Consider the following 25,121-nt stretch of genomic DNA (forward strand, 5'->3'; position numbering starts at 1 on the left):
GGAAGAGGTTTTAGCTACCCTCTTTAAAAAACTAAGAAGATTACAGCATTCTTTCTTAGAATGCTGTTTTTTCGTTATAAGGGAGTTTTACGGATGAAGCAGGAAAAGGCAATTATTGTGTTTAGTGGTGGTCAGGATAGCACGACCTGTCTGTTTTGGGCGAAGGAACGTTTTAAAGAAATCGAGGCGGTGACGTTTGACTATGGGCAAAGACATAGTCTTGAAATTGAGTGTGCTAGGGAGATAGCTAAAGAGCTTGGTGTAAAGCATCACATACTGGATATGTCGCTTTTAAATCAGCTCGCACCGAATGCATTGACGCGAGATGACATAAAAGTAGAGGACGGAGAAGAAGGTGAGTTGCCTTCGACTTTTGTGCCTGGTCGAAATCTGCTCTTTCTATCATTTGCTGGTGTTTTAGCAAGCCAGGTAGGTGCCAAGCATATCGTAACTGGTGTGTGTGAAACTGATTTTAGTGGCTATCCGGATTGTCGTGATATTTTTGTGAAATCCTTAAACGTAACGTTAAATCTTTCTATGGATACAACCTTTGTGATTGATACACCACTCATGTGGTTAAACAAAGAGCAAACATGGGAGCTTGCAGATCAGCTTGGAGCACTAGAGTTTGTCCGAGAAAAAACGTTGACCTGCTATAACGGAGTAATAGCGGACGGTTGTGGGGAGTGTCCAGCATGTAAGCTGAGAAATAAAGGGCTGGATGAGTATATAAGCTCTAAATCTAATGAAGGAGTAACATCATGAGAATCTTATTTTATTTAATATCTATTGTGACTGCTAATGTCGTAACGGCAGCTTTCGCACCATTACAGTTTGGTATGTTTATCGTCCCTATGGGAACACTATTAATAGGAGCTACCTTCATTTTCCGAGATCTTGTGCAAAACAAATACGGTAGAGCAAAGACATACATATTTATTTTTGTAGCTTTAGCATTTTCTGCATTAGCCTCATTTATGTTGGGGGATACTCTATTAATAGTACTCGCTTCAGCAATTTCATTTGTTGTCGCTGAAACAGCAGATACAGAGATTTACACAAGATTGAAACTACCAATGGCTTGGCGTGTATTTTATAGTGGGATTGTTGGAGGATTCTTGGATTCAGTCATTTTTGTTGTGATTGGTTTAAGTCCGCTTGGAGCGAATTTTCTTCCATGGGAAGCAGTACCAGCTGCTATTGTAGGGCAAATTGTCGTGAAAACCGTTATTCAGATGTTTGGAGCACTTATTTTAAACCAAGTGTTGATAGTTAAGGAAAAACGTCTTCTTTCTGAATGATTATATATAAAGCGTAATATTATAATTTAGCCTTCCAATAGATTTGGAAGGCTATTTGTTAGGTTTTCTCAAAATATTTACTTTTAAGAATCAACTGTATATTACTGTTTCAATTAAAAACTAAATGTTTACGTGATATCAAATTTTTTGTTCGTTTTTTAAAAATTCGACCTTGTTGATAGAAGCGGAAGGAGTCCGCCTGGATACCTTTAATTTTTGATAATGATTTAATGGAATAATGCTGAAGTACTAATACTACTGTATTTAGTAATTACTTGAATAGCCTAGTAATCTAAAGTAGACTAATAATTACCATAAAGAGACAACTGAGGAGTGATTTGCCGATGGAAATTTCTATTACAAAAGCTTTACGCGAATTAAAGACATTGGATGCACGCATTTTAAAGAAGATTAACGAAACGACTTTCGCAGCTTCCAAAAAACCAAAAGAGAATATTCGTGGTTTTAAGACAGTTAATGAGTTTGAAAAGGAAGCGAAAGAAAACCTCCAATCTATAAAAGATTTGATGGATCGCAGAAAACAAATCAAAAAATCGATTGTAGAGTCTAACGCAACAACTTTAGTAGAGGTTTCTGGTGTGAAAATGACGGTGGCTGATGCAATTGAGCGTAAAAACTTTATTGAAATCGAAAAAACACTCCTTCGTAAAATGAATACCGATTATGCTCAGTCTCAAGAAAAAGTAGAGGTTAATAACGAAATTGCCCAAGATAGATTAGATACTCAGTTAAATAACATGATTTCTAAAGATGGTAAAACAGACTTAACTGCGGTAGAAGGATACAAAAAGCTATTTTGGGAATCAGAGGAAACGAAACTAATTGATCCTATTCATGTAAAAGAAATTGCGACAAAAATGGCTCTAGATATTGAGTCATTTGAAGATGATGTAGATGTAGCGCTAAGTGAAATTAATGCGAGTACATTAATCACTATTAAGCAATAAGTATCTTAAGAACTTATTGCTGTTATAGCGAAAAAGAAGAAAGTTTCCCCGTTTGCAGGGTCTGGGTAAATCCCTGCTCCCAACTATAGCATTTACGAAAGCTAAAAAGCTTAAAGTTCAACCTTTAAAGTTAAAAGGTTAACCATCAACGCTCTTACATTCTAACGTTCAATCTTCAGCGATAAACAATCTATAAAATCTCGGATAGCAGGTTTAAAAGGATTTGAAACTTCCTTTCTTCTCCTCCGAGCAGCTATGACAGCACAAAAAAGAGTGGTCCCTTGGGGTCACTCTTTTTATTTGCAATTAAATCGACCTCGTGTAAGAAACAATCACGTCAGTTCAAACAAACATGAATATTTAAATTTTCACGTTTGTTTCTTACGAAGGGGCAGAGTTACTTGATTTTAGTTTTGCGGAAATATTATTACCGGTTTCGATTACTTTACTTGTTAAGAATGCGAGACGTTCTTCCGTTAGGTTGAAGCTGACGACACCAACGCTTATGGCACCTATGATTTGTCCAAGACTGTCCTTGATAGAAACTGCGATTGAAGATGTGCCTTCCGTTCGTTCTGAGTGGCTTATTGCATATCCCTGCTTCGTAATATGACTGAGTGTTTGTAAAAAGTTAGGGATTTCTCCAACTGGTAAAAGCTGCGACAATATACTTTCTGATTGGGAACTAGGCATGGCTGCAAGCATTGATTTGTTGGCAGCACCGATGTGCATTGGAATACGCAATCCTAGTTGGTCGTATATTCGAATCGGATTATTCTCGCTATCAATTCTTTCTACAATCATTGCTTCTATGCCAACAGGTTTGCTTAAATAGACACTCTCTTCTACTTCTTTAGACAAGCGTTCCAGCTCGGGTCTGACTTTACTGACGTAGTCTATCGTATCGTACACTTGTAGACCATATTCTAACCAAACCATGCCAAGACGGTACAACTTGGAGTGTTCATCTTGCTCTACCATGCTTTGTTTAATCATCGCTTGTAATAATCTATGCATCGTGCTTAGTGGGAGCTCACATTGTTTGGAAAGCTCAGAAATACTTATTCCTTTATCATTTGCATGCGCTGCTAAAACCTTTGCAACAGACATCGCTCGAGTAATGGATTGCATGTAAATCACCGCCTATTTTATATTATTCTAAAAATTAGCATTTAAATATTCAAAATACATTGACATCATATCATGAAACGCATATATTTTAAATATAATATTTCCGATATTCAGAAACGTTTTCCGATATGCGGAAAAGGAGGCGAAGAAATGTCTTATAACTCATCTATGTATAAAAAGCTAGAGCGAGTAATTGTAAAACATCCGAACGAAGCTTTTATTAGTCAAGAACACTTATCAGATCAATGGAAAACATTCAATTATCTCCAAGAACCAAATTTTGAGGAAGCTGTTCGTGAGTATAAATCATTCATCGAGATTTTAGAAAAGCATGTCTCAGAAATCGACTATTTGCCAAAATCGGACAAAGTAGGTTTAGATTCTATTTACGCGCATGACCCAGTGAAATTTACGCCAGCTGGTGCCATTATTTTAAGGTCAGGTAAGAAATTAAGACAGCCTGAAGCAGCCATTTATAAAGATTTTTTACAAGAAAAAGAGATTCCGATTATTGGAGAGTTAACTGGTGAAGCAGTATCAGACGGTGGAGATATCGTCTGGTTAGATGATAAAACTCTTGCAGTGGGTCGCGGATATCGTACAAACGACGAAGCAATTCGCCAACTAAAAGAAATAACAGCTCCATACGTAGATGAGTTCATCGTTGTACAGCTTCCACATGATCAAGGAGAAGAAGAATGTTTACATTTGATGTCTTTCATTAGCATGGTTGATAAAGATTTAGCAGCGGTGCATTCACCATTAATGCCGGTATTTTTCCGTCAGTTACTAATTAAGCGTGGTATTCAATTAGTGGAAGTACCAAAAGCAGAATACGATAATCTTGGATGTAATGTACTAGCGCTTGCACCTCGTGTTTGTGTAATAGTCGAAGGCAATGAATCGACCAAACAGCAATTGCTTGATGCAGGAGCAACAGTTTATGAATACAAAGGACGAGAAATCAGTGTATTAGGTACTGGTGGTCCAACATGTCTAACAAGTCCAGTCATTAGAAATTAAGGGGGAACACAAAATGAGTAAATTTCAACATGTAATCGCTAAAACGCCAGGTAAAAGCTATGTAGAAGGATTAACAACTTCAGATCTTGGGAAACCGGATTATGAAAAACTATTAGTACAGCATGAGGCTTATGTGGAAGCATTAAAAAAATGTGGAGTGGAGGTAACGCTGCTTTCAGCAAGTGAAGAATTTCCAGATTCGACGTTTGTAGAAGATGCTGCAGTGTTGACATCTGAATTTGCTGTTGTTACAAATCCGGGAGCGGAATCTAGAAATGGAGAAATCGTTGAAATTGAAAGCGCTTTAAAAAAATTTTATAAGAAGTTTCATTATATAAAATCACCTGGAACACTTGATGGTGGAGATATTCTTCAAGCGGACAATAAATTCTACATCGGAATTTCTGAACGTACCAATGAAGAAGGTGCCCGCCAGTTAAAAGAAATTCTAGAAGGCGAAGGTTTTGAAGCAACAATCATCCCGTTACAAAAATTCTTCCATTTGAAAACTGGTATCGCTTATTTAGGGAATAACAAAATGGTCGTTGCAGGTGAATTTGTCGATCATCCAGTTTTTAATTCATACGACAAAATCATTATTACTAATGAAGATGAATACTCAGCAAACTGTATTCGTGTAAACGATTATGTAATTATTCCAGAAGGGTACAGCGAAACAAAACGCAAAATCAACGAAGCTGGCTATGAAACAATTGAACTTGATATGTCTGAAGTTCGCAAGCAAGACGGCGGTCTTAGTTGCCTATCACTGAGATTCTAACGAATTATAAGGGGTGCCAGGCATCCCTTATAATCCTGTAATAATCAAAAAAAGAAGCGCATTTGGTTAAGTTAAATAGATTACATGGGGGAGGGAAAAATATGTCCAATAATGGGGATTCAACACAACAAAATGTATTAAATCGCTCGATGAAAAGCCGTCATTTACTTATGTTGTCACTTGGCGGGGTAATTGGGACGGGGTTATTTTTAAATGCAGGTTATACGATTAATCAGGCAGGTCCAGGAGGGGCAATACTTGGTTACCTATTTGGTGGGTTAATATTGTATATGGTGATGGTATGTCTTGGCGAGCTTGCTGTTCATATGCCGGTAACGGGTTCTTTTCAAACTTATGCGACGCGATTTATTAGTCCATCTGCAGGATTTTCACTTGGATGGATGTATTTTGTAGGTTCGGCTGCTACAGCTGGTGTCGAGTTTACGGCTGCTGGAATACTAATGCAGCATTGGTTCCCAGATGTTCCAATCTGGATTTGGTGTGCAATTTTCATGGTTTTATTATTTGCTTTGAATGCGCTTACAACGAGAGCTTTTGCTGAGGCGGAATTTTGGTTTGCAGGTATTAAGGTCGTGGCGGTAGTTCTGTTTATAATCATTGGGGCTGCAGCAATTTTCGGCCTTATTCCATTGGAAGAAAGAGCAACACCATTTGCTACTAATTTAGCTCCTACAGGATTGTTTCCAGCCGGGATTGCTATTGTTTTTGTGACAATGATGAATGTTATCTTTTCCTACCAAGGATCTGAGTTAGTAGGTATTGCAGCAGGAGAAACGGAAAATCCAGAAAAGAATATCCCAAAAGCTATTCGAACAATTCTTTTTAGAATCGTCGTGTTTTATATTGCTTCTATTATTGTATTATCTGCTATTTTCCCAGCATCCGAACTTGGACTGCTTGAAAGTCCATTTGTTACTTTAATGAATTTAGCGGGAATACCGTATGCTGGTAGTATTATGAATTTTGTTATTTTAACTGCTATTTTGTCAGTAGGGAATTCATGTTTATATGCTTCCACCCGTCTATTGTGGTCGATGGCAAAAGAAGGTATGGCACCAAAAGTGTTCGGTCGTTTATCTAAACGAAAAGTTCCACTTACTGCTTTAATATTCACAATGGCTTTTTCTTTACTATCATTATTAACAAGTGTAATGCAGGCAGATACAGTATTCGTTTTATTGATGTCGATCGCAGGGATTTCTGTTACTATTTCATGGATGGGAATTGCGGCATCTCAATTAATGTTCCGTCGTCAGTATATGAAGAATGGTGGGAACCTGGATGATTTAGGCTATAAAGTTCGCTTCTATCCATTAGTTCCGATAATTTGTATTGCGTTTTGTTTACTGATATTAGTATTTTTAGCGTTTGATCCGACACAGCGGGTTGGCCTTTATTATGGAGTAGGATTTTTCATCGCTTGTATGCTCTTCTATAAATTGAGATTAGAAAAGAATAATAAAGCAGAAGTAACAAATAGTAATATTGTTCAAGAAAATTAAAATATTTTTTCTGAATATTGGTAATCGTTGTTATATTTGGTATTAGTAATAAAGGGGAATTTTAATGAGTCAATTATTATGGAGTACATCAGAAACGCTTCGGGCGTTGTTATGCGAATTAGTTAGTTGGGATAGTATTACTTTAACAGAAGGTGAAACTACTTTTGCTCCGAAAGTATTGGATAAATTAAGAGAGTTGAAGTATTTTCAAGAACACCCGAGTCATTTGCAGTTGCATGATGCTGGACTGGGCAGACATGCTGTTACTGCATTGTATAAACACCCAGATGCTGTTGAAACGGTCGTTTTGATCAGTCATTTTGATACGGTTCAAACAGAGGAGTATGGTATTTTGCAGCCACTCGCTTATTTTCCAGAGGAGTTGACGCAGAAGTTAATGGAAGATCCGAGTGATTTACCAGAATCAGCTCGTATCGATTTAGAAACTGGAAAGTATTTATTTGGTCGAGGCACGATGGACATGAAAATGGGGCTTGCGCTCCATATGCAATTGATAGAAAAAGCAAGTGTCGAGGAGTGGCCGATCAATCTTGTATTGACGACCGTTCCGGATGAGGAAGTGAATTCTGCAGGAATGCGTGCAGCGGTAACTCAGTTAGTACGTCTTCGTGAGGAATTTGGATTGACTTATAAATTATTTTTGAATAGTGAACCATCGTTTTCTCAAAACCCAACGGATATCGCGGAGTATATTTATTCAGGAACGATCGGTAAAATTATGCCCGCTGCTTTATTTTATGGGAAAGAAACGCATGTTGGAGAACCGATGAAAGGGATGACAGCGAACTATATCGCATCCTATTTGACACAACGTATGGAATGGAATTCATTATTCCGTGAGACGAATCTTGGGGAAAGTACTCCGCTTCCAGTTTCCTTGCAGCAAAAGGATTTAAAGCTGTCTTATTCTACACAAACACCATATCGTGCAGTATCATTGTATAATGTATTTGTATTTAAACGTACTGCATCAGAAGTGATGGATCTTTTTGAACAAGTGGCAACAGAGGCGATGGATGCTTTAAATACCGACTATCAGAAGATATGCCAACGTGAGGAAGTAAAAGGCGTAGGGGAAGTCAAAGTACTTCGTTATGAACAACTGCTTGCCTATGCAAATCAAAAACTAGGAGCAGAAGAAGTAGAACGATTAAAACAGGAAGCACTTGTGCAGGAAGATTGGGACGATCGTGAAAAATCATTGCGTATCGTTGATAATTTGATGATCGAGTGCCAAGAATTAGCTCCTGCGACAATAATTCTATTCGCCCCACCTTACTATCCAGCGGTCAATACATCCAATGATCTGATTATTATAGAAGCGGTAGAGCTAATGAAGAAATCAGCGCAATCATTCAATAATAAAATCGACCAAATCCACTACTTTAACGGAATATGTGATTTAAGCTACGTAAATTACGAAAATGTTGGCAATGGATGGACAGCTTTCGAAAATAATACACCGATTTGGGGAGACACATACAGTATCCCATTCGAAGACATGGCACAATTGAAAGGTCCAGTATTAAATGTCGGTCCTTTCGGTAAAGACGCGCATCAAAAGACCGAAAGATTGCATGTAGACAGTGCATTCGTCGAAATGCCCGTAATGCTAGAAACATTATTGAAAAGCTTATATTAATAGGTAAGGTGACTCCAGAACTATATATGGAGTCACTTTTTTGTTTATAATCGACCCTGTGTAAGAAACAAACATGAATGTTTAAACTTTCACGTTTGTGTCTTACACAGGGTCATTTAATCTACTTTCTAAAAACTTTTTTCAAAGTTGTATGTCTAATAGATAGGGACAAATGAATTGGGGTGAAATCTTGAGCGAAAAGATATTAGTGAAGAAAGCGATTAAAGGTGACGAAGAGGCATTTTTAGCATTAATCCACTCATATGAAGAAGCATTATATCGAACAGCTATCTCGTATTTGAAAAATGAAGGAGATGCACTGGAGGCTGTCCAAGAAGTGACATATAGGGCTTATCGAAGTTTAAAAACAGTTAAGGAGCCTGCCTATTTTAAAACATGGCTCATTCGGATTATGATGAATTATTGCCAGGATGTTATAAAGAAAAGTAAGAGAGAAGTGCTGGAGGAAAGAATACTTAACTTACAGGGAATAACCGAAGATTTTACCTTTTTAGAGGTCGAGGAGGCGCTTTTAAGTTTATCCGATTACGATAGAGAGTTACTGCATTTAAAATACTTTGAAGATGTCAAGATAAAGGACATCGCCGTTATGTGGAATACCCCAGAAGGAACGATTAAAACACGGCTACATAAAGCTTTACGAGCACTTAGGGCGAGATTTGAAGAGAAAGGAGAGGTTAAACGTGTTTGAGGATGAAAAAAGAAAATTGGAGCAGAGAAAGAAATCAATTGGTCAGGTCGAAATATCAAAGGACAAGCTACATTCGGCCGTACGAAGTGGATTTGAGAAGGCAAAAAAGGAACAAACGTTAAAAAGAACCAAGATAATAAAACGGAGCTCATGGTCGATTGTAATTGCGGCGATCCTTCTCATCTCGTTTGTCACATCCATCTCTGTATCTACTGTGTTCGCTAACAAAATTGCATCTATACCAGGGATGGAACGTATTGTTGCACTTATACAGCAAGATAGGGGCTTAACCGCTGCAGTTGAAAACGACTTTTATCAGCCATTGAATCTCTCTCAAGAAAAAAACGGTATTAAGGTGACCCTTGATGGGGTAATTGCAGACAAAAAGGGAATGGTTATTTTTTACTCTGTCCGTACAGAAGATATAGACGTAAGCTCACTTGAACTCAAATATCTCCAACTATGGTCAGGTATGAATACTCGGTATGGTCTTGAGTTAATGAATTATGTCTTTCCCTTGACTCCAAAGTCAGACTCCAAAGTTTTCAGTGGTTCTGAACATATCCAGACGGTTCCGTATAGTAAGGACCTTTCTTGGAAGATAGGACTAAAAAATGGAGAAAAAATTGAGCATTTCAAAATTCCATTTACGTATAAAAAGATGAATGTAGAGAGTAAGAATATCCTTGTAAACAAGGATGTTCAAATTGAGGGGCAAAACTTTAAAGTAAAGGAGTTAATAGTCGATCCAATACGCACAGTTGTTAAGATAGAAGAAAACCCTAATAACACAAAGAAACTTCTTGCTCGACCATTTGATGAATTAGAACTGATAGATGAAAAGGGAAGGAAATGGTCTGCTATCCCTGGAAATGCATATAAAACACTAGAGGAAGGTAATTTTTGGGAAGTACCACTAAAAGAAAGTTTTTACTTTCATGAGCCCAAAAATTTAACGTTAACATTTGGAAAAATCGCGGCGATGGATAAAGAGGAAGCCTATATTTTAATTGATACGGGATCCAAAAAGTTTATAGAAAAGCCTGCTCAATCAATATTCTCAAATTTGCAAGTGAAGGATAATCGTGTCAGTTTTACTATTAATATCGATAAAGATTACGATATGAATATGGTAGGATTTATAAAATTTACAGATGCCGATGAAAAAGAATTTTATATACACTATGGGGGACGTACACCACTCTATTCTAACTATGTAAAAGGTTCAAAGATTAACTTTCTTGGAGAGGTGAAAATCGAATTTGAACTACCAGACAAGTCGGTTACTCCTTTTGCAAATCCGATACGGTTGGATCTCGATTTTTACCCTTCTTGGATAGAAGAAGATGTGGAGATAGAAGTCAAATAATAAAAAGAGTTTCTGAAAAACTTTTTTCAATGTTCCTGCGAGCAGCTATGGCAACACAAAAAGAGTGGTCCCTTGGGATCACTCTTTTTGTTTGCAATTAGTTTTTTCATTCAGGAAACATTACTTTTTTGCCGTCAGGGTCGGAACTATTTAATTCAAATCTCTTTCAAAATCCCTTTGACTAATTCAACAAATTTGACTCTAACTTTCCCGGCAACATCAATTACCTCATCATGGTTTAATGGTTGATCTAATATCCCACATGCCATATTCGTTAAGCAAGAAATACCAAGTACTTTCATACCACCATGAGTAGCTACAATCGCTTCTGGCACTGTTGACATACCTACTGCGTCAGCTCCTAATGTACGAATCATACGGATTTCTGCTGGAGTTTCGTAAGTAGGTCCGCTCCACCAAGCATACACTCCCTGTTGCAATTGTATGTTTTGTTCGTTCGCTACTTTGGTTGCAATACTACGTAGCTCCTTGTTATATACTTCTGATAAATCAGGGAAACGAGTACCTAATTCGTCATTATTAGGTCCCATTAACGGATTGGTCCCGACAAGATTAATATGGTCCGTAATTAACATTAAATCTCCTGGATTAAAACTTGTATTCACGGCACCACAAGCATTTGTAATAATAACATTTTCTATACCAAGTGCTTTCATTACACGTACTGGGAATGTTACTTCATCCAAAGTAAAACCTTCATAATAATGAAAGCGACCTTTCATCGCCGCCACTGTCTTTCCATTTAATTCTCCAATCACAAGTTCGTTCGCATGACCAATTGCTTCAGATTTTGCAAAGTGAGGAATTTCGCTATATGGAATTTTGACTGGGTTCTTAATTTCATCAGCAAGCGTACCTAAGCCTGAGCCTAGAATCATTCCGATCACAGGACGGTGGTCTGTCTTACTCATAATGAAATCTCTAGTTTCTAAAATATCTTCGATGTTGTGCATCAATAATTCCCCCTTGATAGTTACGTTAAAAAAATATACAAATTGTGTTATCGATAAAAGTTTAATAGAGGGGAGGAACATTGTAAAGAAACAACATGGTAGTTTGCACCGGTGGCAATACTCAAAGTTTTAATAATCCTGTCATTTAATCATAAAAAATAACCCATCCTTGAGTAGATAGCTCGGATGGGTTAATCTTATTTGCTATTCAATTCCTTGAAGGGAACTTCTATTATATTTGAGCCCCTGATACAATACTTAAACCAATTTAAAATCAGAGACAACATCTTGAAGTTTCTCGGACATTTCTGCTAAAGATCGGGAAGCCGCAGTCATCTCAACCATGGAAGCGTACTGCTCTTGTGCAGCAGCTACTACATTTTGAGTATAATCGGTTGATTTTTCTGTGACATCTTTCGTATTGTCTACTTCATTTACAAGAACATCTGTATTATTATTTATTTCTTGAATTTCTGCTGAAATTATTGATAGTTTATTATTTATTAAACTAACATCAGTTGCTATTTTTTCAAAGGTACTTCCAGCGTTGGAAACGAAACTCATACCAGTCTCAATTGCTGTTTTTCCTTCGTTCACGGTTTGAACGGTATGTTTTGTATTGACTTGGATTTCGCCTATTAAAGTAGAAATATTTTTAGCAGCATTTCCAGATTCTTCTGCTAGTTTGCGTACTTCGTCTGCTACAACCGCAAATCCTTTGCCGTGTTCCCCTGCTCTTGCTGCTTCAATTGCAGCGTTTAAGGCAAGTAAATTTGTTTGTTCCGCAATACCTGTAATCACATTAATAATTTCTCCAATTTCTTGTGATTTACGTTCAAGGATTACCATTGATTCTGTTGTTATCGTACTCTGATTATTGATTTGCTTCATTTGTTCTACCGTTTGCGTAATAACTTCATTCCCTGATAGGGAAACTTTAGATGTTTCAATAGAAAGGTCATTTACTTCCTTAATATTCGACGTTATTTCAGTAATACTAGATGAAATTTGACTAACAGAGTTTTTTGCTTCCTCCATACCAAATAACTGTTTTTCTTGACCAGAAGAAATTTGCTGAATGGAATCCGTAATTTCCTCTGAAGCTCTACTAGTTTCTTCACTACTTGCGGTAAGTTCCTCAGACGTTGCCGCTACTTGTTGTGCTGAGCTAGAAACAGAATCGATAACATCTTTTAAATTAGACGCCATTGTGTTTATGCCAGTAGCCAAATCACCAAGCTCATCTTTATTTTTTATCTGAATATTTTTACTGGATAAGTCTTGATGAGCAATTTTTTTCACATTTTCAACGATTAATTGAATCGGAATTGCTAAATGTCTTGAAAACAGAACAATAACAATAGTACCCAACAAGATACTCACTGCTAGCGTAATGATAAGTGTTTTAAGGATTGAGTTAGTCCCTTCATTAAAGGCTTCCATATAGGTTCCAGCACTTATCACCCATCCCCAGTTTGGATCTAGCGCATTATAAGTAACTTTTCTAGCTGCAGTATCTGGCTGATTTGGTAAGTCCCATTTATAATACGTAAATCCACCACCATCCTGCGCCACCTTTATGATATCCTGTACAACATAATTACCATCAACATCTTGCATGTCCCAACCACTAGTTCCTTCTATAGTAGGATGCGCTACTTCTAATCCATCTTCCAAGTAAGCTGCAAAATATCCGTTCGCACCTAAGTCTACCTTAGACGATATCGTACGTTTACCATCACTTTGTAAATCCCCGATTAAATATTGTTTTACTTTTTCCTGTGCATCCTCTAGGGATATATCTCCGTTTTCAACTGCGTAATTCATTGAATCAATTAATTGGAGTGCCATCTCTACGCCGTTTTTGAGTGTTTTTTCTCCCAACTCATCCAAATTGTTTTTAGCAGAAAAATAACTGCTAACACCAATTGTGACACTTGGAATTAGTAATAAACAAATAGAAATAATGAATAGCTTTGTACGTATTTTCACTGTTAAATCCTCCGATTCTCTATAGCTATTAACTTGATTGGATGTAGTTATTTTTCTTAAAACATTTTAATATCAAATAAATATCTAAATTATATATTATTAACTACATTTTATTATCGACTATAACTTTGTAATCTTTAGTAAATATCAAAATGATAAGAAAGGACTATTTAAGTGAAGGGGAAAAGTACTATAAAATGCAAAGTAATCAGTGAGTGATGTCTGCTAATCCCCTTTTTCCTCTTACTTATTGTTCTGCAAAAATAAGATATGCAAGACAAACAAGGTTATTAGTAATGTATTATAGTATAATTACATTATTTGCAAGATATTTGTCGAATAATCTACTTTTGAATAGAAATAAGCTAAGGAAGTACATATGTATATGAAAAGTCATAAAGTAAAAATAATTTTTGTCTTATCTACTGTATTACTACTCTTTTTTTCGGCTTTAAATGTGTATACCTCATACGTGAGAATGAAAAATACAGTCGAAGAATCAGTTGCAAACCAAAGTTTAGAGGCGGCTAAGTCCATAGCTTCCTCTATAGATGTAGAAACGTATCAGAAATTTTTGGATAACCCGGAGAAAAATGAATATTTTCGAGAAATTGAAATCTATTTAAGTGATGCGCGCGAAAAGTTGGGCTCCCTATATGTTTATACACTAAAGGTCGATAATCCTAAAGTATCTAAACAGATGATTTTAGGGCACTCTGGCAAGTTAGAGAGTTTAGATAATTATCGGATAGGTGATGCATGTACAGTACCAGAAGAGCAGGTAAAAAAAGCCTATGAGGGAAAGACATATGTAACCAAAGTACTGAAGGATCCAAGTTATGGAGATTACTTATCTGTTGGAGCACCGATAAAGAACGATGAAGGAAAAATCTTAGGTTATTTAGGTATCGATACGAGTGCAGATACAATCAATCAGATTAAAGGAGAAGCGTTAGAAAGGAATACTGTAATGCTTGTATTCAACGGTGTATTCATTTTCATCGTGATAGGCTCCTTTTTGTTTATGCAGAGATGGTACCAAAGAGAGGTCGCAAAGGAAGTGGGACATACAGAGGAGACATATCAAACAGAAATAAAAACATTAATAACCTCTGTGTCTTCAGTGCGACACGATTTTAGCAATCATATTCTAGTTTTACATGGACTCCTAAAAATAGGAGAATCTGATAAGGCATTACAATATGCAACCTCTCTTTTTAATGAAGTAAAAACGATTGAATCCATTAAAGTAAGTATAGATCATCCAGGTCTTTCGATATTGTTGCAAACAAAGAAGATAGCGGCACAAAATCATCGCATTGATATGGATATAGCAATCTCTCATGTTTCGTTCGAGAGAATAAAAACGACTGATTTAATCATTATTTTATCGAATTTAATCGATAATGCTATGGATGCATCGATAGCGTTACCAGAGGGAGAACGAAAAATAACGATAGAATGTACGGCAAATAATACTCATTATCTATTTAAGATTACAAATACTGGTCCACAGATTCGCGAGAAAGAACAAATTTTTAAACAAGGGTATTCAACAAAGAATGAAGAAAAAGGAAAAATAAGAGGACAAGGATTATTTATAGTGAAGGAAGTTGTAAATAAATATAATGGGAAAATTTCAATTGAATCAACAGCGGAATCAGAAACAACGGCCATTGTGGAAATTCCACTAAAGTAAATTTGCTTTTTCATTGTTATGTGGCTTGCTATACAAAATAGATACTTCTACATATGTAGAGTATCTATTTTTTTACTATTTGTTTTTAGTTTGAAGAGATATGGAAACACCTATGACAATTATAAAAGCGCCAATCAGTTGTAGGAGTTGAATGCTAATACCTAACAGGAAGAAACCAAATACCATTGCCACGAATGGTTCAAGGTTTAACAAAAGTGCAGCTTTGGTAGCACCGACTTTGTGAATAGAATTATTCCATAAATACGTACATAAACCATGCATGATAATTGCAGTAATTATTAGTAACAACCAATAGGAAAGTGGTACGGACAATACAACATAGGTTTTATGCCAAGGCACGAAAGGAAGGAGACCTATTAAACCGAAGACATTGCTATACCAAGTGATAGTAGAAGGAGAAATCGATTTCGATAAATGTTGTACAAAGACTAAAAACACTGAAAAAGAAAGCATAGTTAAACTGATTAATAACTCACCTTTACCAAAGCTTGGAACAAGGAAAGATCCCTTTGTAATAACTAACCAAACCCCAATTAAAGCAACAAAGGAGCCAATCCAAAATTGAAGTTTTTTTCTCTCATTAAAGTAATAAGAGGAGAGTAAAGCGGTGACTATAGGTGATAAAGCGAGGATTAATGCCGCTGTGACAGGCTCTGTATATTGAAGACTTGCGTAAAAACTCCACTGGTTCAACGATATTCCTACAAAACCAGCAATAGCTAGCCATATGTAATTGTGGATAGTTAACTTTTGGTTTTTTATATTTCTATACGTCAAAAAAAATAGGAATATAAGTATAAATATTAAACGAAAAAACGCAATAATGCTTGGATCAAATACATCGACTAAAATAGATCCGAATACGAAATTGCTTCCCCAAGCAATAACGCAAAGAATAAGAATAAAATAAATAAACCACTGTTTGTTCATAAATATTAATATATCTTCCTTTCAGCTGGATATAATTCGGAAAGAAAGGTAGATTCTTTCTTCTTTCTGGTCTATTCTAACATAAAAACAGCCCATCTTTGAGATACTCCTTAGATGGGCTATTTCTATTTTTTACTTAGGGTAGAGTATATCCATTCAAAATACCTTTTCCTTATTGCTTCAAATTGATCTCGTTTTATAAAATCATCCTTATCCTAATATGATTTATTAATATTAACTTCAAAAATTCTTCGTTTTTTCTGGCAGTTGATCCAGTAAACTGAATAGATTTTTCATATCTATTCCTCCTAAAGTCTCTTATTCTATTGCCAATATAGGTAATCTACTTTGAATTTATACATAATATAAACTATACATTCGATAATTATAAAATAGTTATAAAACTTTATTCACATACTAGCAGGAGATCTGAGTACAGTTCTTGAACTAATATAAAAATGTATATTTAGGAGGAATATGGATGGGGATTTTAGATGGGTTAATGGGAAATGCATCTGAGATAGAAAATGATAAAGTTGAAAGTGAATTGAAGGATTTACTTGCTCCTTCTGAGAAGGTGGAGCATGCGTATAAACTTATACGGGATTTGATAGTTTTCACGGATAAACGATTATTATTAATCGATAAACAAGGTATGACTGGAAAAAAAGTAGAGTATCATTCGATTCCATATAAAAGTGTCGTTCATTTTTCAATTGAAACAGCAGGCACTTTCGACTTGGATGCTGAGTTAAAGATTTGGTTATCGGGAAGTGTAGCCCCAATTCAGAAGAAATTCAACAAATCCTTAAACATATATAAAGTTCAAAGTGTATTAGCCGAATATGTAATGAAGTAAGAGGAGGTATGCAGGTGGAGTTACTTATCGTTAGACACGGACAATCAGAAGCAGATTTGTTAGGTGTTCATGAAGGAAGGGCAGACTTTCCTTTAACCAAACTGGGAGAACAACAAGCGAGAAATATGGCGGCGTACGTATCAGAGCATCTTCCACCCGATATTATCCTAGCTAGTCCTTTATTAAGAGCTAAGAGTACTGCTGAAACCTTACAAAAATTCATAGACTGCGAATTGCTTTTAAAAGATGATCTAATGGAGCTTAACAATGGTGTGCTAGCAGGACTTTCTAAAGAGGAAGCCTTGGTAAAATACCCATTACCCCCAAAAGGGAGACCTATTCATATTCCTATTGAACAAGGTGAATCAGAATTAGAGCTTCGTTTCCGAGCAGAAAAAGTTTTTCATAAAATCTTGCTAGATTATCAAAGTTACAATCGGGTGGCGATTGTCTCTCATGGAGGACTTATTTCTCAGTTCATCAAGGCTTTTCTACAGCAACCAAATACAAGTGAAAATATATTTGCGACTGGCGATACGGGGATTCATCTATTAGAAATAAAAGAGAATGCAAGAGTTGTTAGATTTCTAAACAAACAGGAGCATCTATAAGTGGTGGCTAAATGAATTTACATTCAAGCATCACAGGTGATGTTGAGCCTGTAGTTTTTTAAAATATAGGGTCTTTAAATTGCACTATTTACGAAACATAATAATGTCTTACATATGTTGATATACTTTTTAAGAGCGCATACAAAAAATCAGCCGATTAATATCACGGTTGATTTTTTTATTTTTCAGATTCAAAGGGAAGCTTTTAGAGGTTTTTTTCTTTAGATATTTCAAGTATGATGAGTATTAGAAAATTTAGAAAAAGGAAAAGGTGAGTGTAACGATGATTTTTGTTTTAGCTACGCTAATGATAGAAAAAGTAGGCATTATCGTTATTGTTGCATTCTTACTTTCTCAAATAAAGTCATTTCGTCAGGTTATTCACAACGAACATAATTGGAGCGAGAAAGTTATTCTCATTTTGATTTTTGGAGCTTTTGGATTGATTAGTAATTATACAGGAATTGAAATTCAGCGAGGGACGATTGAAAATAGTGGTTGGCTTGCAGGGATTGACCCTGATAATGCGATTGCCAACACACGAGTAATGGGAATTGTGATTGGTGGGATATTAGGAGGTCCAGTTGTTGGGTTAGGCGCAGGTCTAATTGCTGGTATCCATAGGTATTCTCTTGGCGGCTTTACAGCATTAGCCTGTTCACTGGCTGTTGTTTTAGCTGGTATTTTTTCTGGATATTTCTCGAGAAAGCAATTAAAGCGTGATAAGAAAATAACACCAGTTTACGCTGCCAAGTTAGGGATGACATTAGAGGCTATACAAATGATAACTATATTAGCATTTGCAAAACCATTTGAAGAGGCTTGGGCACTTGTGCAAGTCATTGGAATTCCGATGATTTTAGTGAATGGATTAGGAATGTTCCTATTCATGTATATTATTCAATCCATTGTTCGTGATGAAGAACGTGCACGAGCAAATCAAACAAGCCAAGCTTTTTATATTGCTGATCAAACCCTACCTTTTTTCCGGCAAGGATTAAATACTGATTCGTGTAAAGAAATTGCAGAAATCATGTTAAAGTTAACAACTGCTGATGCAGTTGCAATAACAGATGAAGATAAAGTATTAGCACACGTAGGGGCTGAATCAGACCACCATATTCCCGAGGGAGAACTAACAACAGGATTAACTAAAAAAGTACTAGAAACGGGTAGAATTGCAGTAGCGAAAACTAAGGAAGAAATTTTCTGTTCACACAGTAATTGCACGTTAGAAGCGGCAATCGTATTACCATTGAAGATACAAAACAAAACTGCAGGCACTTTAAAAATGTATTTTATAAAGCCGAGTAAACTAAATAATGTTCAGCAGCAACTAGCGGAAGGACTTGCAAACCTTTTTTCTACACAGCTTCAGCTAGCGGAGGCAGAAAAACAAACAAAGTTATTAAAAGATGCAGAGATAAAAGCATTGCATGCGCAAATTCATCCACATTTTCTATTTAATAGTCTTCATTCTATTTCTATCTTATGTCGAACAGATGCACAAAAAGCTAGAAAATTATTGTTGGAGCTAAGTTCATTTCTTCGAGGGAATATTCAAGGGGCTAGGCAAATGCTTATTCCATTAGAAAAGGAAATAGAAAACGTGCAGGCATATTTATCGCTAGAACAAACACGATTTCCGGACAAGTATCACATCGAGTTTGAAATTGAAAATGGATTAGAAAAGATTTCCATTCCTCCATTTACACTACAACCGCTTGTCGAGAATGCCATTAACTATGCGTTCAAGAGTTTAGCTGGTATAGGAAAGATAAAAATTAATATTTACTCATTGAATAACAATTTGCGTATTGTTGTCTCAGATAATGGGGTAGGGATTCCTACTAAAAAAATGGATTTATTGGGTAAACAAATCATGGTTTCAAAAAAAGGAACGGGTACTGCAATATTTAATATAAGTAAGCGTTTAGCTGGAATTTATAATGGTCAAGCAAAGTTAGAAATAACGAGTGAATTGAATAGAGGGACATCTATAGCAATCTCTATCCCACTTGATAGTAAAGGAGTTTTACATCAAAATGTTGAAAGCATATATAGTGGAAGATGAACCATTGGCAAGGGAGGAATTAAAATATCTTCTCACAGAAAGTAAACAAGTTGATATTGTTGGTGAAGCGGATTGTCTTAAAGATGCTATAAAGGATATATCCAAAAATCGACCGGATCTTGTTTTCTTGGACATTGATTTAGATGGAGATAACGGTTTAGACTTAGCTAAAAGATTACTTCAGCTCAAACCAACTCCTGCAATTGTATTTGCTACTGCATACGATGAATATGCCTTACAAGCCTTTGAACTGAATGCAATCGACTACATTTTAAAACCATTTGACGAGGAGCGTATCCGAAAAACACTGGAGAAGATTATTCAAGTTGGTAAAATTGGAAATGAAAAAAGTACTTTCACTTCTTTGGTCAACAAAGTTAACTCAGGAAAAACAGCAGTCCTTGTGGATGAAAGAATAGTCTTACTAGAGAATGATTCCATCATTTATTTGGAAGCATTTGAAGGGAAGTGTAAGGTCAAAACAATGAATGATGAATACGTTGTTAGTGATTCACTCGTTATATTAGAGAAAAAATTGAGCAACACACAATTTATGAGAGTTCATCGAAGCTTTATTGTGAACATGGATCACATTGTTGAAATTCATCCTTGGTTTAATTCTACCTATAATGTTTTACTGAAAGATCACTCAAAGGTTCCGGTTAGTCGAACATATGTAAAAGATTTTAAATTGTACGTTAATTTTTAAAAAAATGTATTTCATTTCCCCATTTTTGTAGTTCATACTTGAAAATTTGTAATTCAACTAGAATATGAATTTATCAATCTCAAATTTAGTATGATTACTATACAAAAGAAGATGGGGGTAAAGAGAAATGAATGCGGTTACAATTGTTATTGGCTCTATTTGTATATTATTAATAGCTTATCGTTTATATGGTACGTTCATGGCTGCAAAGGTCTTGAAGTTAGATGATTCAAAACCCACTCCGGCTCATGAACTGGAAGATGGTAAAGATTATGTACCCACGAACAAATGGGTTACGTTTGGTCATCATTTTGCGGCGATTGCTGCGGCGGGTCCGTTAGTTGGACCGATATTAGCAGCACAATTTGGTTATTTACCAGGACTGCTTTGGCTTCTAATTGGGGCAGTAATTGGTGGAGCAGTTCACGACATGGTTGTGCTCTTTGCTTCCATGCGTCAAGATGGTAAATCTCTATCAGAAATAGCAAAAAAAGAGCTCGGTCCTGTCGCGGGCTTCTGTGCTGGTCTTGCAATGTTATTTATTATTACAATCACTATGGCTGGTCTTTCATTGGTAGTACTAGGTGCTTTAGAAAGGAACCCATGGGGAACCTTTGCTGTAGGAATTACAATTCCAATTGCAATGGGTGTTGGTTTGTATCATAAAAAAACTGGAAATTTAAAAGGTGCTACAATCGTTGGTTTTGGACTTATTATGGCAGCTATCCTTTGGGGGCCAAATATCCAAGGTACGGCATTAGGTGATTTCTTAACATTAGAAAAAAGTACAATTGCTATAGCGTTACCTATTTATGCATTCTTTGCTGCGGCATTACCAGTTTGGTTATTGCTCGCACCTCGCGATTATTTGAGTACTTTTATGAAAATCGGAGTATTCTTAGCCTTAATCATTGGGGTATTCTATGTAAATCCTGCAGTTCAATTTCCTGCATTTACTGAATTCATTAATGGAGGTGGTCCAGTAATCGCTGGTCCAGTTTGGCCATTTATTTCTATTACCATTGCGTGTGGAGCAATCTCAGGGTTCCATGCATTCGTTGGTTCAGGGACAACTCCGAAAATGATCAATCGTTGGAGTGATATTAAAGGAGTCGCTTTTGGTGCAATGCTTGTGGAGTGTTTAGTTGCAATTATGGCTTTAATCGCTGCTGTGTCTTTAATGCCAGGAGATTATTTTGCTATAAACTCCACGCCAGAGAAATTTGCAACATTAGGAATGGAAACAGTACACCTAGATAAGCTTAGTGAAGAAATTGGGATGGATCTCGAAGGAAGAACGGGGGGAGCTGTTACACTCGCTGTAGGAATGACGTATATCTTTACGGAGATTCCAATTTTCGAAAAAATGGCTTCGTATTTCTATCAGTTTGTTATTCTGTTTGAAGCGGTCTTTATCCTGACAGCCATTGACTCTGGCACACGAGTTGCTCGGTATCTCATACAAGACTTCGGTGGGACATTCTTTAAACCGTTAAAACGAAATTCATTAGGCGCAACTATTTTTGCGAGTTCGTTAGCCTGCTTTATGTGGGGATACTTACTGTATTCTGGTGATATAAGCTCTGTATGGGCATTATTCGGGGTATCTAATCAGTTAATGGCTTCTATTGGCTTGATTATCGGGGCTACAATTGTACTGAAGATTGCTGAAAAACGATGGTATATACTCACATGTCTGATTCCACTATCTTATCTATATGTAACTGTAAATGTAGCGGGATACTGGATGGTGAAAAATGTTTACTGGAATTCAGCAAGTCCTGGTTACAATCTTTTAAATGGATCGCTTTCCGTTATCATGCTAATTCTAGGTCTCATTATTCTTGTTACTTCTATACGTAAGTGGATGGAACTTTGGAAACTACCGCAAGATGTTCTCGTAGAGCGTGCGGCAAAAGGAACTATTTAATATAAACCAGATTTTTTTATGGGTATTTAAAATAACAATAGCCTTCCAATCAATTATGATTGGAAGGCTATTGTTTTTGTTTTAGTGCTAAAAGTAAGGAGTGGATAGCTCTCAAGAGTGCAAAGAGAAGAACTTGTAAATATAATTGAAAAAGCTACTAACTTCTTTTCGAAAGAAGTTAGTAGCTTTTCAAGTTGTTGGCTAATTCTATAAATAGAAATCATTTTTTAATAGTTAAGCAAATATTAATTACATACTTTACTTTCATAAGTGTCTCGTTTTTAAACTAAAGATCCACCATTTTTTAAGTATTTTTCAATACCTTCAGCTGCACGATACGCAAGAGCTCCAACTGTGCCTGTAGGATTCATACCAGAATTATGCGGGAAAGCTGATGCACCAGGAACAAATACATTTTCACAATCCCACATTTGAAGGTAGTTGTTTAATGCGCTTGTTTTTGAATCAGCACCCATGATAACTCCGCCGGTGTTATGCGTTGTTTGATATTTTGTTGTATCCCAATCCTCTTGATCTCCTGGGGAATTAATGATGTCTGCTCCCATTTCTTCAAGAATCTTCGTTGTGATATCTCTAATATATTTCTGTTGATTTCTTTCATTGTCTTTATAGTTAAATGTCATACGTAATAATGGATCGCCGAATTGATCTTTGTACGTAGGGTCTAGGTCAATATAGTTTTCTTTGTTTGGCATAACTGAGCCTTGAGAACCTACTGATAAGCTGCGGTTCGTCCAATAAATAGATTCATCTTTAAACTCTTTACCCCAAGTTGGTGTACCTTTAGGAACAGAATTATTGGAAATAGGGCGTTTCCCGTAATGGCCAAGTGCAATGTTACCACCGTGAATAAAATTCAGATCGGTATGATCAAAATTGTCTCCATTAAAATCGTCTATTACTCCAGCTAGTGAACCTGTACCTGCATATAAATTAAATTCTTTCTCCTTAAAGAAACCTGTTGAAGCAGCTGACGTCATTTGGTAAGCATAGTTCTTTCCGATTACGCCAGTTCCCGACTCTGGATTATAAGGACTTCCAAGTTGAGAGTTTAATAGAATTCTAATGTTATTAAGTGCATATGCTGATACAACAACAACGTCTGCTTCTTGGATATATTCTTCCCCTGTGCGTGTATCAACATATAAAACTCCAGTAGCTTTTCCGTTTGTATGGAGAACTTTACGGACAACGCAGTGAGTTCTTACTTCGAAATTACCCGTTTCTTTTGCCACTGGTAAAACAGTTACGACTGGAGACGCTTTTGCTCCATATTCACAGCCAAAACGCTCACAGAAACCGCAATATTGACATGCTGCTCTTGAAATTCCATCTGGATTTGTGTAGCTTTCAGAAAGAGTAGCTGCCGGTGCAATATAAGGATGATATCCTAATTTTTTTGAGGCTTCCTTAAACATTTTCATAGAAGGTGTCTCTTTTAGCGGAACTGTAGGGTATTTAACTTCAGGGACTTCTGGATGAGGATTAGTTTCACCAGAGATACCAGCCATTGCCTCAAACTTTTCAAAATATGGTACTAATTCGTTGTAAGTAATACCCCAGTCCTGAAGGGGCATATCCGCTGGAATTTTATCTTTTCCATAACGTTCTACAGTTTTTGAGTAAATTTCAAAATCATAAGGGAAAAATCGGTATGTTAAGCCGTTCCAGTGTTCTCCCGAACCACCAACACCATCTCCGATTAAGAATGATCCATGTTGACGATAAGGTAGAGCTCTCTTTGAACGATCATGACGTACTGTCAACGTCTCTTTGGAAAGGTCTTGCATCATTTCATTTCTTTGTTGATATCTTAGTTCATCGTGAACCATTAAGTAATCTTCCGTCTTTCTTTCTTTGCCGCGTTCTAAACCTACCACTTTATATCCTTTTTTAGTAAGTTCTGCAGCAATGATTCCACCGGTCCAGCCCACACCTGCTAATACTATGTCTGTTTTTGGTAATTTTTTTGCCATGTCTCATAAGCTCCCTTCGATTAATGTTTATGTTGTGAATTCAAGCTTGTTGGTTCAATTTTTACAAATTCATCTTTTTCAATAATATTTGCGTAGCTCATTTGATGACCTGGGAAGTTTTTCATCTTCCATCCTGCCATATCTTTATTTCCGCCGTATAAAGGATCTGCATAAGCACCTTCAATAGTTGCACTTTTTAGTAAGGCAAAAAAGTAAGTAGAAGTTACAGCACCGTTTAAAGTGACTTCGCCTTCTTCAAACGCTTGTAAAATAGACACTTGCTCTTCCTCTGTAATTTCAGAGAATTTTGCTTTATATTGTTTTGCTGCTTCTGAATTTAACGCTTCAATACCTAAATTGAAAATTTGTTGTCTGTTTAGATGTGTTTGATGTCCAAACAGTGATGAAGCTTCTGCTGGATAAAAAGGTGCAGACATATATTCTTTTGAATTCAGCCCCCAACTTCCAGCAAGCTGATGATCGATATAATATGTAACGAGTAATTCTTTAGCCCCTGGTCCAACCTCTGATTTGGGGAAAATTTGTTCTGCTGCTGCATCAATCGTATCGAATTGTGCCTTGTCGAAATACATTAGTGCTTGGTTGAAATTTACTGCAGTTGCTGTAGAGTGAACACCTGTTTCATGAGTTTGAGTTGTTGAGTCTTTACCTAGTAAAGAACCAAGAGCTCCACCTAGGACAACCCCACCTACTGTTAACCCAGAATTCTTGATAAAGGTACGTCTTGATGAACGTTTGTCTAAGTATGGAGCATTTTTTTCCTGTTCTGACATAATATAACCTCCAGTGTAAATTAGTAAAAAATGGATGTAGTTGTTTATTTAGGTAAATAA

21 protein-coding genes are annotated in these 25,121 nt (G+C 36.4%); 15 read left to right on the top strand and 6 right to left on the bottom strand.

Annotated features, from left to right (window positions below; all coding sequences use genetic code 11):
• Positions 1-93 precede the first annotated feature (93 nt).
• The 3 genes from queC (at position 94) to KD050_RS12570 (ending at position 2,269) form a co-directional block, all read left to right on the top strand.
• Complete coding sequence (queC, locus tag KD050_RS12560; RefSeq protein WP_211892696.1) at positions 94-765, top strand: 7-cyano-7-deazaguanine synthase QueC; 672 nt, start codon at positions 94-96, stop codon at positions 763-765.
• A complete protein-coding gene (locus KD050_RS12565) occupies positions 762-1,301 on the top strand; it encodes a VUT family protein (protein ID WP_211892697.1) in 540 nt (179 codons plus the stop codon). The genes queC and KD050_RS12565 overlap by 4 nt, the downstream gene beginning before the upstream one ends.
• 344 nt (positions 1,302-1,645) lie before the next feature.
• Positions 1,646-2,269: a hypothetical protein gene (locus KD050_RS12570; RefSeq protein WP_211892698.1), complete on the top strand. Its 624-nt coding sequence runs from the start codon at positions 1,646-1,648 to the stop codon at positions 2,267-2,269.
• A 381-nt stretch (positions 2,270-2,650) separates the two neighbouring features.
• On the opposite strand, the gene KD050_RS12575 is transcribed toward KD050_RS12570, so the two are convergent.
• The gene (locus tag KD050_RS12575) at positions 2,651-3,400 is read right to left on the bottom strand and encodes an IclR family transcriptional regulator (protein ID WP_211892699.1); all 750 of its coding nucleotides are present in this window, start codon (positions 3,398-3,400) and stop codon (positions 2,651-2,653) included.
• A 150-nt stretch (positions 3,401-3,550) separates the two neighbouring features.
• Here KD050_RS12575 and KD050_RS12580 point away from each other — a divergent pair, with 150 nt between their 5' ends.
• The 6 genes from KD050_RS12580 (at position 3,551) to KD050_RS12605 (ending at position 10,471) form a co-directional block, all read left to right on the top strand.
• Entirely contained in the window at positions 3,551-4,423 is an 873-nt protein-coding gene (locus KD050_RS12580; protein ID WP_211892700.1) for a dimethylarginine dimethylaminohydrolase family protein, read from the top strand.
• Between the two features lie 13 nt (positions 4,424-4,436).
• On the top strand, positions 4,437-5,204 hold the full coding sequence (locus tag KD050_RS12585) for a dimethylarginine dimethylaminohydrolase family protein (RefSeq protein WP_211892701.1): 768 nt from the start codon (positions 4,437-4,439) through the stop codon (positions 5,202-5,204).
• 101 nt (positions 5,205-5,305) lie between these two features.
• Entirely contained in the window at positions 5,306-6,727 is a 1,422-nt protein-coding gene (locus tag KD050_RS12590; RefSeq protein ID WP_211892702.1) for an amino acid permease, read from the top strand.
• Positions 6,728-6,791: 64 nt separating this feature from the next.
• Positions 6,792-8,390: a M20/M25/M40 family metallo-hydrolase gene (locus tag KD050_RS12595; protein ID WP_211892703.1), complete on the top strand. Its 1,599-nt coding sequence runs from the start codon at positions 6,792-6,794 to the stop codon at positions 8,388-8,390.
• 190 nt (positions 8,391-8,580) lie between these two features.
• Complete coding sequence (locus KD050_RS12600) at positions 8,581-9,102, top strand: sigma-70 family RNA polymerase sigma factor (protein WP_211892704.1); 522 nt, start codon at positions 8,581-8,583, stop codon at positions 9,100-9,102.
• Positions 9,095-10,471, top strand: a complete 1,377-nt coding sequence (locus tag KD050_RS12605) for a DUF4179 domain-containing protein (RefSeq protein ID WP_211892705.1) — start codon at positions 9,095-9,097, stop codon at positions 10,469-10,471. The genes KD050_RS12600 and KD050_RS12605 overlap by 8 nt, the downstream gene beginning before the upstream one ends.
• Positions 10,472-10,626: 155 nt before the next feature.
• Here KD050_RS12605 and KD050_RS12610 read toward each other — a convergent pair whose 3' ends face one another.
• Together KD050_RS12610 and KD050_RS12615 are read right to left on the bottom strand one after the other, a co-directional pair.
• On the bottom strand, positions 10,627-11,445 hold the full coding sequence (locus tag KD050_RS12610) for a purine-nucleoside phosphorylase (RefSeq protein ID WP_211892706.1): 819 nt from the start codon (positions 11,443-11,445) through the stop codon (positions 10,627-10,629).
• A gap of 258 nt (positions 11,446-11,703) precedes the next feature.
• Positions 11,704-13,437 carry a methyl-accepting chemotaxis protein gene (locus KD050_RS12615; RefSeq protein WP_211892707.1) on the bottom strand — a complete coding sequence of 578 codons (1,734 nt, stop codon included), beginning with the start codon at positions 13,435-13,437 and terminating at the stop codon, positions 11,704-11,706.
• 385 nt (positions 13,438-13,822) lie between these two features.
• On the opposite strand from KD050_RS12615, the gene KD050_RS12620 reads away from it, so the two are divergent.
• Positions 13,823-15,136: a GHKL domain-containing protein gene (locus KD050_RS12620; protein ID WP_211892708.1), complete on the top strand. Its 1,314-nt coding sequence runs from the start codon at positions 13,823-13,825 to the stop codon at positions 15,134-15,136.
• 75 nt (positions 15,137-15,211) lie between these two features.
• Here KD050_RS12620 and KD050_RS12625 read toward each other — a convergent pair whose 3' ends face one another.
• A complete protein-coding gene (locus KD050_RS12625) occupies positions 15,212-16,087 on the bottom strand; it encodes a DMT family transporter (protein WP_211892709.1) in 876 nt (291 codons plus the stop codon).
• Between the two features lie 481 nt (positions 16,088-16,568).
• Between KD050_RS12625 and KD050_RS12630 the strand changes: the two genes are divergently transcribed.
• The 5 genes from KD050_RS12630 to KD050_RS12650 all read left to right on the top strand — a co-directional run bounded on the left by KD050_RS12630 (position 16,569) and on the right by KD050_RS12650 (position 22,270).
• Positions 16,569-16,946 carry a PH domain-containing protein gene (locus KD050_RS12630; RefSeq protein WP_211892710.1) on the top strand — a complete coding sequence of 126 codons (378 nt, stop codon included), beginning with the start codon at positions 16,569-16,571 and terminating at the stop codon, positions 16,944-16,946.
• An 8-nt stretch (positions 16,947-16,954) separates the two neighbouring features.
• Positions 16,955-17,557: a histidine phosphatase family protein gene (locus KD050_RS12635; protein WP_370627072.1), complete on the top strand. Its 603-nt coding sequence runs from the start codon at positions 16,955-16,957 to the stop codon at positions 17,555-17,557.
• 286 nt (positions 17,558-17,843) lie between these two features.
• Positions 17,844-19,631, top strand: coding sequence for a LytS/YhcK type 5TM receptor domain-containing protein (locus tag KD050_RS12640; RefSeq protein WP_370627230.1), 1,788 nt, complete (start codon positions 17,844-17,846; stop codon positions 19,629-19,631).
• Positions 19,603-20,340, top strand: a complete 738-nt coding sequence (locus tag KD050_RS12645) for a LytR/AlgR family response regulator transcription factor (protein ID WP_211892713.1) — start codon at positions 19,603-19,605, stop codon at positions 20,338-20,340. Before KD050_RS12640 ends, KD050_RS12645 begins: the two co-directional genes overlap by 29 nt.
• 127 nt (positions 20,341-20,467) lie before the next feature.
• Positions 20,468-22,270 carry a carbon starvation CstA family protein gene (locus KD050_RS12650; RefSeq protein WP_211892714.1) on the top strand — a complete coding sequence of 601 codons (1,803 nt, stop codon included), beginning with the start codon at positions 20,468-20,470 and terminating at the stop codon, positions 22,268-22,270.
• A 281-nt stretch (positions 22,271-22,551) separates the two neighbouring features.
• On the opposite strand, the gene KD050_RS12655 is transcribed toward KD050_RS12650, so the two are convergent.
• Positions 22,552-24,267, bottom strand: coding sequence for a GMC family oxidoreductase (locus tag KD050_RS12655; RefSeq protein ID WP_211892715.1), 1,716 nt, complete (start codon positions 24,265-24,267; stop codon positions 22,552-22,554).
• A gap of 20 nt (positions 24,268-24,287) precedes the next feature.
• Positions 24,288-25,061 (bottom strand): gluconate 2-dehydrogenase subunit 3 family protein, encoded by a 774-nt coding sequence (locus tag KD050_RS12660; RefSeq protein ID WP_211892716.1) that lies wholly within the window; start codon positions 25,059-25,061, stop codon positions 24,288-24,290.
• Positions 25,062-25,121: the final 60 nt, after the last annotated feature.

The sequence above is a fragment of the Psychrobacillus sp. INOP01 genome (assembly GCF_018140925.1).
GTDB lineage: Bacteria > Bacillota > Bacilli > Bacillales_A > Planococcaceae > Psychrobacillus.